This window comes from Pseudomonas sp. BCRC 81390, from assembly GCF_030341915.1.
In the GTDB taxonomy this organism is placed as follows: Bacteria; Pseudomonadota; Gammaproteobacteria; order Pseudomonadales; family Pseudomonadaceae; genus Aquipseudomonas.
Genome location: NZ_JATAAG010000083.1, coordinates 39,487 through 52,152, shown reverse-complemented (window position 1 = coordinate 52,152; position 12,666 = coordinate 39,487). Strand labels below are relative to the sequence as shown.

General features: G+C 66.5%; 9 protein-coding genes. 2 read left to right on the top strand and 7 right to left on the bottom strand.

What is annotated here, in order from left to right; translation table 11 throughout:
* Positions 1-29: 29 nt before the first annotated feature.
* From qhpC to peaA, 3 genes are read right to left on the bottom strand one after another with little or no spacing between them, the layout of a single operon-like run.
* A complete protein-coding gene (gene qhpC, locus QSV36_RS23425) occupies positions 30-353 on the bottom strand; it encodes a quinohemoprotein amine dehydrogenase subunit gamma (RefSeq protein ID WP_004375838.1) in 324 nt (107 codons plus the stop codon).
* Between the two features lies 1 nt (position 354).
* Positions 355-1,785: a quinohemoprotein amine dehydrogenase maturation protein gene (gene peaB / locus QSV36_RS23420; protein ID WP_289134964.1), complete on the bottom strand. Its 1,431-nt coding sequence runs from the start codon at positions 1,783-1,785 to the stop codon at positions 355-357.
* A gap of 49 nt (positions 1,786-1,834) precedes the next feature.
* The gene (gene peaA / locus QSV36_RS23415; RefSeq protein WP_289134961.1) at positions 1,835-3,400 is read right to left on the bottom strand and encodes a quinohemoprotein amine dehydrogenase subunit alpha; all 1,566 of its coding nucleotides are present in this window, start codon (positions 3,398-3,400) and stop codon (positions 1,835-1,837) included.
* Between the two features lie 422 nt (positions 3,401-3,822).
* Between peaA and QSV36_RS23410 the strand changes: the two genes are divergently transcribed.
* On the top strand, positions 3,823-5,316 hold the full coding sequence (locus QSV36_RS23410) for an aldehyde dehydrogenase family protein (RefSeq protein ID WP_289134960.1): 1,494 nt from the start codon (positions 3,823-3,825) through the stop codon (positions 5,314-5,316).
* 93 nt (positions 5,317-5,409) lie between these two features.
* On the top strand, positions 5,410-6,723 hold the full coding sequence (locus QSV36_RS23405) for an alginate export family protein (protein ID WP_289134958.1): 1,314 nt from the start codon (positions 5,410-5,412) through the stop codon (positions 6,721-6,723).
* A 172-nt stretch (positions 6,724-6,895) separates the two neighbouring features.
* Here the strand turns inward: QSV36_RS23405 and qhpG are convergent, their stop codons facing one another.
* The 4 genes from qhpG to QSV36_RS23385 are packed head-to-tail and all read right to left on the bottom strand — an operon-like array spanning position 6,896 to position 12,496.
* Positions 6,896-8,188 (bottom strand): flavin-dependent monooxygenase QhpG, encoded by a 1,293-nt coding sequence (gene qhpG, locus QSV36_RS23400; RefSeq protein ID WP_289134955.1) that lies wholly within the window; start codon positions 8,186-8,188, stop codon positions 6,896-6,898.
* Positions 8,181-8,858 (bottom strand): subtilisin-like serine protease QhpE, encoded by a 678-nt coding sequence (qhpE, locus tag QSV36_RS23395; protein WP_289134953.1) that lies wholly within the window; start codon positions 8,856-8,858, stop codon positions 8,181-8,183. Before qhpE ends, qhpG begins: the two co-directional genes overlap by 8 nt.
* Complete coding sequence (locus QSV36_RS23390; protein WP_289134950.1) at positions 8,848-10,581, bottom strand: ABC transporter ATP-binding protein; 1,734 nt, start codon at positions 10,579-10,581, stop codon at positions 8,848-8,850. Before QSV36_RS23390 ends, qhpE begins: the two co-directional genes overlap by 11 nt.
* Before the next feature lies 1 nt (position 10,582).
* Positions 10,583-12,496, bottom strand: coding sequence for a sigma-54-dependent Fis family transcriptional regulator (locus tag QSV36_RS23385; RefSeq protein ID WP_289134947.1), 1,914 nt, complete (start codon positions 12,494-12,496; stop codon positions 10,583-10,585).
* Positions 12,497-12,666: the final 170 nt, after the last annotated feature.

The window sequence follows — 12,666 nt, the reverse complement described above, 5'->3', positions numbered from 1 at the left end:
GTTTCCCCTTGTCGTTCTTGTTGGGCCGGTCACTTGTCTTTCGGGAACACGGTGCCGAGGTTGCGCCAGTCTTCGGCAGAATTGCTCGCCTGGGCGTTCCAGTCCTGGTAGGTGCTCATCATGTCCGGCACCTGGGCCGGCCACCAGCAAGGGTCGGAACAGCCATACAGGTCGGCCTCCATCGGCTGGCACAGCGAGCTGACGCCGCCGAAGGCGTCCACTTCCCAACCCGGGTCGGTGGTGGCGGTGCAACCCGCCACTGCGCTCATGGCCATGACTTCTTCGACGCGGTCCTCGGCAGCGGCCTGCTCGAGGATGCGCGCCTTGTTGTTCAGGGGCTTCAAGTGCTTCATGTCAGTGCGCCTTCCGCGGGGTGATGTAGCGATCGATGAAGGCCGGGTTGGCGGCCATGATGCGGCTGTAGACTTCGATGCCGAAGTCGACCCAGTCGCGCATCAGTTCGCAATAGTGGTAGGTCGGGTGCTGCGGGTCGCCATAACGGGCGTAGCTTTCGTGATAGCAGCCGCCGGAGCACAGGTTGCGGATGCGGCAGCTGTCGCAGCCGGTGTTGCTGCGGTCCAGGCGCTGCGACAGGAAGTCGTTGAGCTGCGCCTGCTTCACCCCCTGGTGCACATTGCCGAAGGTTGGCAGGCTGGAACCGGTGAAGCGATGGCACAGGTTCAACTCGCCTTGGTGATCCACCGCCAGCATCTTCAGCCCGGCACCGCACGGCAGGGCCTTCTTGTGCCCTTCGTGGATGTCGGTGATCAACTGGTGCAGGTTGGAGAAGCCGATGTTGCGGTGCTCCAGCGCCGCCTGCAGGTACTGGCGACCGAGCGCCTTCATGTTGGCGAACACCTGCACCAGCTCTTCACCGGTGAGGTTGAAATCGGCCATGTCGCCGGAGGTCACCGGGGCAAAACCGACTTCGGCAAAGCCCAGCTCGTTGAACAGGTGGTTCCAGATGGTCTCGACGTCGGTGATGCCCCGGGTCAGGGTCACCCGCGCGCCCACCGGGCGGCTGTGGTAACGCGACAGCAGCAGGTCGACCTTGCGCCGCACCACGTCATAGGTACCCTGCCCGCCCACCGTGATGCGGTTGCGGTCATGCACGGTCTTGGGGCCGTCGATGCTGACCGACAGACCAAAGCGATGGGCATCGAGCCAGTCGATGATTTCTTCGCTCAGCAGGGTGGCGTTGGTGGTCATGATGAATTCCACCTGCTTGCCGGCTTCGGCGAAGCGCCGCTCGCAGTAGGCCACCATATGCTCGATCAACGGCCGGTTGGACAGCGGCTCGCCACCGAAGAACACCACGCTGTAACGCGGCTCGTCGGGCGATTCCTTGAGCAGCATCTCCACCGAAGCCTCGGCGGTGGCCGCGCTCATCTTCTTGCCCGCCGAAGGCTTGTCCAGGTCTTCCTTGTAGCAATAGGTGCAGCTGAGGTTGCAACCGGTGTTGACGTTGAGCACCACGGTGTTCAGCGCGGTGCGTTCGACCTGCCTGAGGGCGATTTCCGGGGTCAGCGGCGAGCCGTCGCTGACCAGCTCCAGCGCAATCAACTCGCGCAAGGTGTCCTGGATATCATCGCCTGCAAACCGCTGGCCAAGGCGCTGCAGCAGCTCCTCGGCCGAGCAGCCTTGCTGGCGCAGGGTGTCGATGATGCCGCCGGTCACCGCATCAGCGGTGAACAGCGAACTGCTGGGAATATGGAACAGCATGCGGTCGGCATCGACCTGCACTTCGTGCAGGTTGCGTTCGACCAGGTTCAGTAGTGCGCCCATGGCGGCCTCCCGATAATCGATTCGTTGGCAAAACCGTTGTGCCCTGCCCTCAAGGCAGCGGCGGGTTGTTCCAACGCTGGACGGTGACGATCATGTGCCCTTCGCCACTCTGGCCGCCGTCGGCCAAGGTGGCGATGACCTTCAGGTTGCCGGCATTGTTGGTCATCATCCTGCGCGCCGGGTTGGGGCCGGCCCCGCCGGGCACGAACACGCCATCGGCCTGCATCTGCCCAGCGAACTTGACGTCTTCGTCCTCGACCGCACGCTCGTTGAATGGCTCGACCTTCCAGTTGGCCGGCAGATAGCCAATGCGCAGCGGCTGGCCGTTGGCGTCCCTGCCCCAGGCTTCGGCTTCGAAACGGCCCTGGACCTTGGGCACCGAGGCACCGTTCTCGCCGATACGGGCGATGGAGAATGCCGGCACCACCTTCACTTCTTCGACCTTGTCGTAGACCGCCAGGCTGGCGCCGTTGAGCTCACCCACCGCCACCTCGCGCTGGCCAGGCTTGGCATCTGCCGCCGCACGGGCCTTCACTCGCACCAGGGTCGGGGTCTGCTCCAGCACCGCGGTCACCTCAACGCCAGCCCCCAGGTCAGGCTTGCCGGCCAGGCCGGTACCGACCAGGGTGATCTCGCTTTCGCCACCGGCCTTGATGAATGCCGGCTGTACCGCCAGCAGGCGCGCCTTGCCCTCCTTCACCGCGGTGAAGTCCAGGCCACGCTCGTCGTGATCGGCCTCGAACATGCGGCCTTTCATCTCGCCGTCCAGCGCAGCGAACACCTGGCGCAGGTTGCTGTCGCCGACCTTGACGTTGCCGCGCCATTCATAGCCGTTATAGAGCAGCGCCGTGCCACTGCCGTTGAACGGCGTGCCGTCGGCGTAGCTGCCTTTGACCTCGACCTTGAAGGTATCGTCCTGGTCGGCAACCACCGTCATCACCCCCCGCACATCGCCCTTGGCCAACATGTGGCCACTGAACGCCCACTGCCCGGGCAGCGCGTCGGCTTTCGGCCTTGCCTGCTGCCATGCGGCCCATGCCGGGCTTTCCAGTGGGTAGCGTTTGGCCAGCTCGGGCACCACTTGCTGCAGGGCAATCGGCAGCCAGTCGCGGTCACGCGCCTGGGCCTGGTACTCAAGCGATGGCCACTGGCCGAGGTGGAAGTTGACCAGATGTTCCCACTCCTTGGCCGGACGACGCTGCAAGGCAACGCGGGCACCGGAGTGGCAACGGCCACAGGTTTCGCTGAGCTGGGTGTCGAACTGCTCGACGGTATTCAGCCGGCGCTCCATGGCGTAACGCACCCCTTCGGTTTCGCTGGGCGCCAGGCCCTGCTTGTCGGCGAGGTACTTGACCAGGGTGCGGCGATCATCGTCACTGATCTGCAGGCCGTGCATCACCTGCATGCGCGCAATGCTCATCAGCCAGCCTTCGGGTGTTTTTCGCTGGTGGCTGATACGGCTGTAGCTGTCGTTGCCTTCAGGGATATGGCATCCCATGCACTTGTTCTGCAACAGGCTCGGGCCCTGCTCGGCCGCCATGGCCTGGGTGCTCAGCAGCGCGGCGGCGACCAGCGCCAGTTTGCCCGCATGCCGCCGGAGTCGAGTCGTCTTCAAGGTCAGACCTCCACGGTTGTTGTTCTTATGTTTTCGCACGCTTGGGTACAGCAGATGTGCATGTGTCGGTGGCGATACAGGAACTGTGCCAGTTGCGGTAAAAGTGTTTCCTTTCAACCCCTTAGCCGGTTTGCAGCGCTTGGCCGCCATCAGCCAAAGCCAATTGCAGCGTGCCATTTCGCGACAGGGTGTTTCATCCTGAGACAGCGCAGGCCCTCGCCGGCATGCGCGCGCAGAAGCCGGCAATACTCACTGTGTCACCACCGTCTCACACCGTCTCAATGTGCAACAGCGCAAGCCTGCAAGTTCAGCCTTGCAGCAGGACAAAAGCCAACCGCTTCAACGGTTTGCGACCATCGCGCCAGCTTGGCACGCCCATTGCGCCTGTGCCCGTCACATCCAATGACAAGAGGCACAGCCCAATGCTTTCCGAACTGCCCATCCTGCCCGCCACCCGCGCCTTCCTCGAGCGCAAGCTGAAGATGCGCATTGGCGCCGACTGGCAGGACGCCGCCAGCGGCCGCACCCTGTCGTTCCGCAACCCGGCCACGGGCGACGTGCTGGGTGAAGTGCCCAGCGCCGACGCCGAAGATGTCGACCGCGCCGTCCGCGCCGCGCGCCAGGCCTTCGACGACTCGCCGTGGAGCCGCCTGCGTCCACGAGAGCGGCAGAACCTGTTGTGGCGCCTGGCCGAGCTGATGGCGCGCGACGCCCGTCAACTGGCCGAACTGGAATGCCTGAACAACGGCAAGAGCGCCGCGGTGGCCCAGGTGATGGACGTACAACTGGCCATCGACTTTCTGCGTTACATGGCCGGCTGGGCCACCAAGCTCGAGGGTAGCACCGTCGAACCTTCGATGCCGTTGATGCCCGACGCGCAGTTCCACGGCTTTGTCCGGCGCGAAGCGGTGGGCGTGGTCGGTGCCATCGTCGCCTGGAACTTCCCGCTGCTGCTGGCCTGCTGGAAGCTCGGCCCGGCCCTGGCCACGGGTTGCACCGTAGTGCTCAAGCCCGCAGACGAAACGCCACTGAGCGTGCTCAAGCTGGCGGAACTGGTGGAAGAAGCCGGCTACCCGGCCGGGGTGTTCAACGTGGTCACCGGCACCGGCCTGAATGCCGGTGCCGCACTCAGTCGCCACCCCGGCGTGGACAAGCTCACCTTTACCGGCTCCACCGAGGTTGGCAAGCTGATCGGCAAGGCCGCCATGGACAACATGACTCGCGTCACCCTCGAGCTGGGTGGCAAGTCGCCGACCATCGTCATGCCCGACGCCAACCTGCAGGAGGCCGCCGCCGGCGCGGCCATGGCGATCTTCTTCAACCAGGGCCAGGTATGCTGCGCAGGCTCGCGGTTGTATGTACACCGCAAGCACTTCGACAATGTGGTGGCCGACATCGCCGGCATCGCCAATGGCATGAAACTCGGCAGCGGCCTGGACCCGGCAGTGCAGATGGGGCCATTGATCTCGGCCAAGCAGCAGGATCGCGTCACCGGCTATATCGAGCTTGGCCGCGAACTGGGCGCGACCATCGCTTGCGGCGGCGAGGGCTTCGGGCCGGGCTACTTCGTCAAGCCGACGGTGATCGTCGATGTCGACCAGCGCCATCGTCTGGTCCAGGAAGAAATCTTCGGGCCGGTGCTGGTCGCCATGCCGTTCGATGACCTCGACGAGGTGATCGGCATGGCCAACGACAACCCTTATGGGCTTGGCGCGAGCATCTGGTCCAACGACCTGGCCGCCGTGCACCGGATGATCCCGCGCATCAAGTCGGGGTCGGTGTGGGTCAACTGCCACAGCGCCCTCGACCCGGCCTTGCCGTTTGGCGGCTACAAGATGTCCGGCGTCGGCCGCGAGATGGGCGCGGCTGCCATCGAGCATTACACCGAGCTCAAATCGGTACTGATCAAGCTCTGATCTTCAGCCTGTTGCCGGCCTCTGCGCGGGGTATGCCCACGAAGAGGCCGGCCAAGGCAACAAAAACAACAATAAGAACCATGGAGCAAACCCATGAGGCACACCCTCGCCTGCACATTGGCCCTGCTGTTGGTCGCCCCCGTCAGCCAGGCCTACGAGTTGTACAACCACGGTGGCAGCATGCTCACCGCCGACCTCGAAGCGCTGTTCGGCAGCTTCCACAGCGATGAAAGCTTCAACCTGGCCGGCAACCGCCAACCCGGCAGCAGCGCCTGGCAGGAAGGCTACGTCAAGTACGGGCTCAGCGGCAGCCAGGCCATGGCCGATAGCGGTACCCTCTACGGCGCCTTCAACCTGCTCAGTTCCGCCACCTGGGGAGATGGCGATGCTGCCGGCCTGACGCTGGGTGATGAGCGCCGCACCGCCATCGAAGACCTGTACCTGGGCTGGCGTTCAGCCAACCTGTTCCCGGCCCTGGGCGAAGACGGCGTGGATATTTCCGGCGGCCGCCAGCTGGTGACCGTGGGTGACGGTTTCCTGATCCAGGGTGACCCGGTGAACCTGGGCAAGGTCGACCTGGGGGCCAACTTCGACCGCGGCGGCGCCTACTACCTGGCCGCACGCAAGGCCTTCGACCGCACGGCAGTCCTGCGCCTGGGCGGCAAACAGGGCTGGCGCGGCGACCTGATGTGGCTGAAGTCCGACAACCACTACCAGGCCGATACCTCGCTGGCGGTGGCCAATATGGAACACGTCGCCGATGCGGGTAGTGTCGGCCTGAGCTGGATCCACGGCCTCGGCGTGGACCAGCGCTACGCGCAGATAATGGGCCTGCAACACCGCGATGGCATGGACACGGCCAGCCTGCGCGGGCGCGGCAGCCTGGGCGTCAAGGATCTGGAGCTGGCCGCCGAATACGTGACCCAGGACCAGACCGGCGGGCGCGAGAACGCCTGGTACCTGGAGGGCAACTGGACCTTTTCCGAACTGCCCTGGACACCCACCGCGACCTACCGCTACAGCCGCTTTTCCGAAAACTTCGACCCGCTGTTCTACGGCCTGAGCCGTGGCTATGGCACCTGGTTCCAGGGAGAAGTGGCGGCCAACTATGCCGGGCCATTCAACAAGAATACCCAGGTACATCACCTGGCGCTGAAGGGCAAGCCACGGGACAACCTGACCCTGGGCGCGCTGTACTTCGACTTCGACACGCTGGACACCGACCGAGGCAACCAGGGCGGACGGGAGCTGGACCTGTATGTGGAATGGATGGTCAACGAGCACCTGCTGGTCAGCCCGCTGGTGGGTTTCTACAAGCCGGAGCGCAGTGCGGCCGATGGCGGCACACAGCTGGGTGGGCGGGATAGCGGGACCTATATGCAGGTGATCGTCGGCACCTTCTTCTGATCCGAAATCCCGGGGCTACTACGCAGCCCATCGCGACACAAGGCCGCTGCTACAGGAACCGCGTCAACTCGAAGCCGACGTGGTTCACACCTGTAGGAGCGGATCTATCCGCGAAGCAGGCGACGCGGTAGATGGCACCGTCGCGAATGGGCCGTAGAGCGGCCGGGCAATCTCAAGCCAGGCCCTGCTCCGACAACCAGCGCCGCACCCTCATCTGCTGCTCCCCCGGCAGACCTGCCAGCACTGCCTCAACTGGCCGACCGGCACAAAGTTCGCGCACTACCGGCGCCAACTCCACACCCTGCAAATGCCACACCCCCAACGGCTGGTCCGCCGTAACCACCACCTCGGCCTCGTCCACCAGCCCGTTACGCAACACCGGCCGTCGCTCCACCCGCAGCGCCTGCCAGTCCACCGCCACGTGCAGCGGTTGGCGGTCCGGCCAGCCCTGACGCCGCGCCCAGAACGGCTGCTCGGCCCGGCCCTGCTCCTGCCCATGGAAATCCCGGCCGATGCGGGCAAAGCGCAAGAACAGCTGTTCGACCCGCTGCTGGTGAAATTGCCGCGCCAATGCAGCCCGCCCGGGCCTGCGCAGCAAGGTATTGATCACCACCGGCGCCTGCAACGCCGAAGACAGCGACTGGAATATGCCGTTGCCCGACAATGGGTCGACAGCCATCGCGGCATCGCCTACCCGTATCCAGTCCTGGCCGGCACATTCACCCGCCAGAATCGCTGTACTACTGCGCGCATGCACCTGCGCCGGCGCCAGCGCCCGGCCATCGAACAGCTCGGCCACCAGCGCGCTGCGGGCTCGCCGCGCTGCGCAGTACGCCGACAACCCGGCCTTGCCCGGCAGGCCGGCGGCGTCCAGGGTGACCTGCCAGTAGCAGCGGCCATCTTCCAGCCGCGCCATCCATGCCCAGCCATCCTCCAGGCTTTCCACCGCCGAGGCAGGGGTCCCAGGGGCACCCTGCCAGGCATTGAGCAGGCTGACCGTCTCCGGCCCACGCAGGCGATCAGCCGCCAACGGGGCCTGACGGCCGCGGGCTTCGACCAGGAAATCAGCGCGCAGTAGCTGGCCATCGACCAGACGCACCTGATGACCTGCGTCGTGCCGGAGCTCGCCCACCCGCCCCTCGACCACGCTTACCCCGGCGCGTTGCAGATCGTCGCGCAGTGCCCGGTCAAACTGTTGCCGGTCGAGCAGGAACTCCTGGTTCAGCTGGAGTTGCTGGCCGCCCCAGTGCACCCGCCGGGTGGCCGCTATCGCCGCCTGGCTCAGGGCCCCGCCAAGGCCAGCATGACGCAAGGCGTCCAGCACCCGCTGCGAAACCCCTTCGACCGCGGCAAAGCGGCGCCATTCGGACACCACCGTGACCGCGTAGCCCAGGCGCCGCAGGCCAATCGCCGTGGCCGCACCGGCCGGGCCCGCGCCCAGCACCACAATGCACGGTTCAGGCATGCTCGGCCCCCCGTCGCTCGGGGCCGGCAAATGCCGCATGCTGGCGCAACCAGTCGTGCACCTGCTGCTGGCGCATGCCGGGCTGCTCACGCAGCAACGCGGCAATCCTGCCGCTCAGGGCCGCGCAGCCCAGGCTCGCGCCTGCCTTGCCGCCCACCCCCACATAGCCTCCGAAGTCGGCCTGCCGCGAGCCCAGCCATGACCATTGGCCTGGCGCGCAGCGCGCATCGCCCGTGACCCGAATCACTCCAGGGTAGCTGGCCGGGTACACCGGCCCGCCTTGTGCCGGGCTGGACGCGCACAGCAGCACTCCCGCAGCCACGGCTTCGGCACAAGCCTGGTGCAACACCGGCCGGTCCTGCTGCAGGCCCAGGCTGAGGTTGACCAGCGTGGCCCCCGCCTCCACCAGCCACAGCAACGCAGCCGCCACCTGCAATGCGCTGGTACTGGCCTGGCCGGCGAACACCTGGGCGACCAACAGCGGCACCGGCCCGGCCTCGCGCTGCAAAGCCTCCACGACCGCGCTGCCGTGCCCGAGCTGGTCGGGCAAAGGTTCCCCTTCGCGCAACTGGCCGTCCTCCAGCCAGAAGCGTCGTGCCACCAGCAGGCCGCGGCCCTGCGCCAGCGAGCAGCCGCTGTCGATGACGCCAACGCGCAGCTCAGTGCCCATGCCTGATTACCTCGCGGGGCAGTACCTGCAGTTGGCCAGCCTGCAGTTGCAGATACAGGTCGGCATCGGCCAAGGTCGAAGCGCGGTGGCTGATCAGGATGCGGGTGCGGCCGGCGAACAACTGGTCGATGGCGGCGATCACCTCGCGCTCGGTAGCTTCGTCCACGGCCGACGTGGCCTCGTCCAGCACCAGGATCGCCGGGGCCTGCAGCACCGCGCGGGCAATGGCGATACGTTGTTTCTGGCCGCCGGACAATTGCTGGCCGCGCTCACCGAGCAAACCGTCCAGGCCCAGTGGCAGGCTTTCGACCAGGCTGTCCAGCCGGGCCAGCTGCACGACCCGCTCAAGCTCGGCGCGGCTGGCCTGCGGCGCGCCGTAGGCGAGGTTCTGCGCCAGGGTGCCGCGGAACAGCACGATGTCCTGGCTGACCACCGCGATGCGCCGGCGCAACGCCACCAGGTCCAGCTCGCGCAGGTCGGTGCCGTCCAGCAGGATGCGCCCGGCGTGCGGGTCGTAGAAACGCTGCAGCAGATCGATCAGGGTCGACTTGCCCACCCCCGAGGCACCGCTGATGGCGACTTTCAGGCCGCCTGGCACACACAGCTGCACATTGTTCAGCACCGCGCCCTGGCGCCCTTCATGGGCGAAACTCAGCGCCTCCAGGCGCAATTCGCCCGGCCCATCGGGCATCGGCAGCGGGTTGGCCGGCGAGCGTACAGCCACCGCTTCCTGCTTCAGTTCCATGACCCGCCCCAAGCTCACGGCCATGCGTTGCACTGCCACGTACAGGCCCAGCAGGCTCTGCACCGGCCCGACCGCCATGCCCATGTAAGTGGAAAAAGCGATCAGCGCGCCCAGCTGCCAGGTGCCCTGGATCACCCACCAACCACCGACCAGGAACGCGCAGGCGCGGCACCAGGAGGTCAGCGTGCCCGGGATGGCCTGGGTGAAGAACTCGGTCACCTGGACCTTGAGCAGCTGGTGCATGTAGCCCTGGCCCAGTTGGTCCAGGCGCCCGGCCTCGCGGCTTTGCTGGCCAGCCGCCTGGATGAACTTCATCGCTGGCAGCGTTTCCACCAGAAATGACGACACATCCGCCGCACGCTCGCGCAGCTGGCGCACTTCACGCTCCACCTTGCGTCGCATCCAGCGCAGCCACAGCACCTCGATCGGCACCAGCAGCACCAACAACAGTGATAGCTGCCAGGACAGCATCAGCATCAGTACCACCGCGCCCACCAGGCCGATCACCGCCGATACCGCCGAGAACAGCGAGTCCACGGCAAAACGCTGGATTTCTGCCACGTCGCCATCCAGCCGCGAAAGGATGTCACCGGTACGCCGCCGGCCATAGAACGTCGGCGACAATTGCTGCAGGTGCCGGTAAAGATCATCGCGCAGGGCAAACAGGATGCGCCCCGACAGGCGCGTATGCAGGTAGCGGTTGATCCCGGCCAGCCCGGTGCCCAGCAGGCCGGCGGCGATCATGATCGCCGCCATGTGCCAGAGGGTCTGGTAATCCTTGGCCAGCAGGCCCTGGTCAATCAGCGTCTTGACCAGCCAGGGTTGCGCCAGGGCCAGCAGCGAGGCGCCCAGCGACAAGCCCAGCAACAGGCCAATGGCGCGCCGATGCGGGCGCACGAAACCATACAGCCAGGCCAGCGCCTGGCGCATGAGCAGCGGGTCGCTGGATTCCACCAGCCGGGCGAACAGGCCGCCCACGTCAGCCGCGCAACTGTTTGAGCTTGCGGTACAGCGTTGCCCGGCTGATGCCGAGCGCCGCGGCGGCAGCCGACACGTTGCCCTGATGGCGCGCCAGGGCGCCGCGGATCAGCTCCAGTTCGTTGTCCTTGAGGCTGCCGGAGGGTGTCGTGCCGCTGGCCAGTTCATCCAGCAGGCAATCGGTGAGGTGCTCCAGGGTCAGCACCTGCTCGCCGTCCTCGCGCATGGCCAGCGCGGTGCGTACGACCATCTCCAGCTGGCGGATGTTGCCCGGCCAGTCGAACCCTTCGAGCAACGCGGTCAACCCCGGGTCAAGCGTGACGCCACGCGCATCTGCCTTGTCCAGCAGCCCCTGGATGATCGCCGCCAGGTCATCCCGCTCACGCAACGCCGGCAGGCGTAGCGACACGCCATTGACCCGGTAGTACAGGTCTTCGCGGAACTGCTGCTCCTGTACCAGGCGCTTGAGGTCGCGGTGGGTGGCGCAGATCAGCGCCACATCGATATCCTGCTCGTCCCCTGCCCCCAGCGGCGCCACCCGGCGTTCCTGCAATACGCGCAGCAAGCGCGCCTGCAGGGCCAGCGGCATGTCGCCGATTTCGTCGAGGAACAGCGTGCCGCCATGCGCCTGCATCAGCCGCCCGACCATGCCGCCCCGGCGCGAACCGGTAAACGCCCCCTCGCGGTAGCCAAACAGTTCGGACTCGATCAGCCCTTCGGGAATGGCCGCGCAGTTGACCGCCACGAACGGCTTGCCGGCGCGCGGGCTGGCCTGGTGCAGGGCCCGGGCGACCACCTCCTTGCCGGTGCCGGTCTCGCCCAGCAGCAGCACCGGCAGGCCATTGCCCAAGCCCTGGCGGGCCATGCGCAGGTTGCGCGCCAGGCGCGCGTCACCCCCGGCCAGGGCATCGAGGGCCGGTGACTGCTGGCCCGGTGCCGGCTTGCTGGCCGGCGTGCCGGCATTGACCCGGCCATGGCGCGGCAGCTGCAGGGCGCGAAAGTGGAACTCGCCCTTGGCCGTTTGCACGCTGCTCACCCCACCCTGCCACAAGCGCGCAATGAAGGCTGGTGAACGCTCGCCCAGCAAATCGCTGCTGCGCCGGCCGATCAGCTCATGGCGCGGCACCTGCAGCAGCTGGCAGGCACTGTCGTTGGTGGCCAGCACTTCGCCATCCAGGCTCAGGGCCAGCAGGCCATGCCAGGCACTGTTGAGGTACTGCGGGCGGCTATGGAAGGCCAGCACCAGTTGCTCGGGGTGGCACAGGCCGAACAACCGGCTTTCGATGTTGCCGGCCGCCAGCATCAGCGTGGTCAGGCTGTCCTGCGGCTGCGCCATTACCCCCTCGCGGGTGATGTCCAGCACGCCGATCACCTCGCCGCGCGGGTCGCGCAGCGGCACGGAGGTGCAGGAGAACGGGCTGAGGCGGTCCAGGTAGTGTTCGCCGCAATTGATCAGCGTGGGCCGGCCTTCGACCACCGCCGTACCGATGGCGTTGGTGCCACGCAGCGACTCGCTCCAGCAACTGCCCGGATGCAGGTCGCGCAGGCCCTCACGGCTGAGCACATGGGTCTGGCCCTCGATCGCCAGCACGTTGGCCTGGGCGTCGCCGAGGATGACGATGCCGGCCTTGCCCTGGCGGGCGACCAGGTAGTCCAGTTCCGGGGTAACGGCATCGACCAGCAGGCGGTTACGCTCCAGCAGCATGCGCAGGTCGTGGCCTTGCTCCAGGCCCAGGCCGACCTGCTCGCCCTGCAGGCAGTCCAGGCCATGGCCGAGGCTGCGGCGCCAGGAGGCGTCGATTTCATCGCGCAGCATGCCCAGCGGCAGCTCGCCTTCGCTGGCCAGCCTGAGGCGGGCCTGGCGGGATTCATGCAGCGGGTCGTGGGCGTTTGTTATGGGAAATTGTCGCGCCATTTGTTGCTCCAGCTGTGCCCTGGATCGGGCAACGGGCTTGGTATTTTTTCCGCAGTGTGCGGGAGATTTTCATGGGCGTCGAGGTGCATGCCTCGTGAGGTGTGGCGCCTGTGAGATCGAGCCGCCCGCGCGGCGCATCGCGGACAAATCCGCTCCCACATGAGTTGCAA

Bases quoted from the DNA above. Each gene is read 5' to 3' on its own strand.
- QSV36_RS23385 (WP_289134947.1), bottom strand. From the start codon at position 12,496: ATGGCGCGACAATTTCCCATAACAAACGCCCACGACCCGCTGCATGAA.
- qhpE (WP_289134953.1), bottom strand. From the start codon at position 8,858: ATGGGCACTGAGCTGCGCGTTGGCGTCATCGACAGCGGCTGCTCGCTG.
- QSV36_RS23405 (WP_289134958.1), top strand. From the start codon at position 5,410: ATGAGGCACACCCTCGCCTGCACATTGGCCCTGCTGTTGGTCGCCCCC.
- qhpC (WP_004375838.1), bottom strand. From the start codon at position 353: ATGAAGCACTTGAAGCCCCTGAACAACAAGGCGCGCATCCTCGAGCAG.
- qhpG (WP_289134955.1), bottom strand. From the start codon at position 8,188: ATGCCTGAACCGTGCATTGTGGTGCTGGGCGCGGGCCCGGCCGGTGCG.
- peaB (WP_289134964.1), bottom strand. From the start codon at position 1,785: ATGGGCGCACTACTGAACCTGGTCGAACGCAACCTGCACGAAGTGCAG.
- QSV36_RS23410 (WP_289134960.1), top strand. From the start codon at position 3,823: ATGCTTTCCGAACTGCCCATCCTGCCCGCCACCCGCGCCTTCCTCGAG.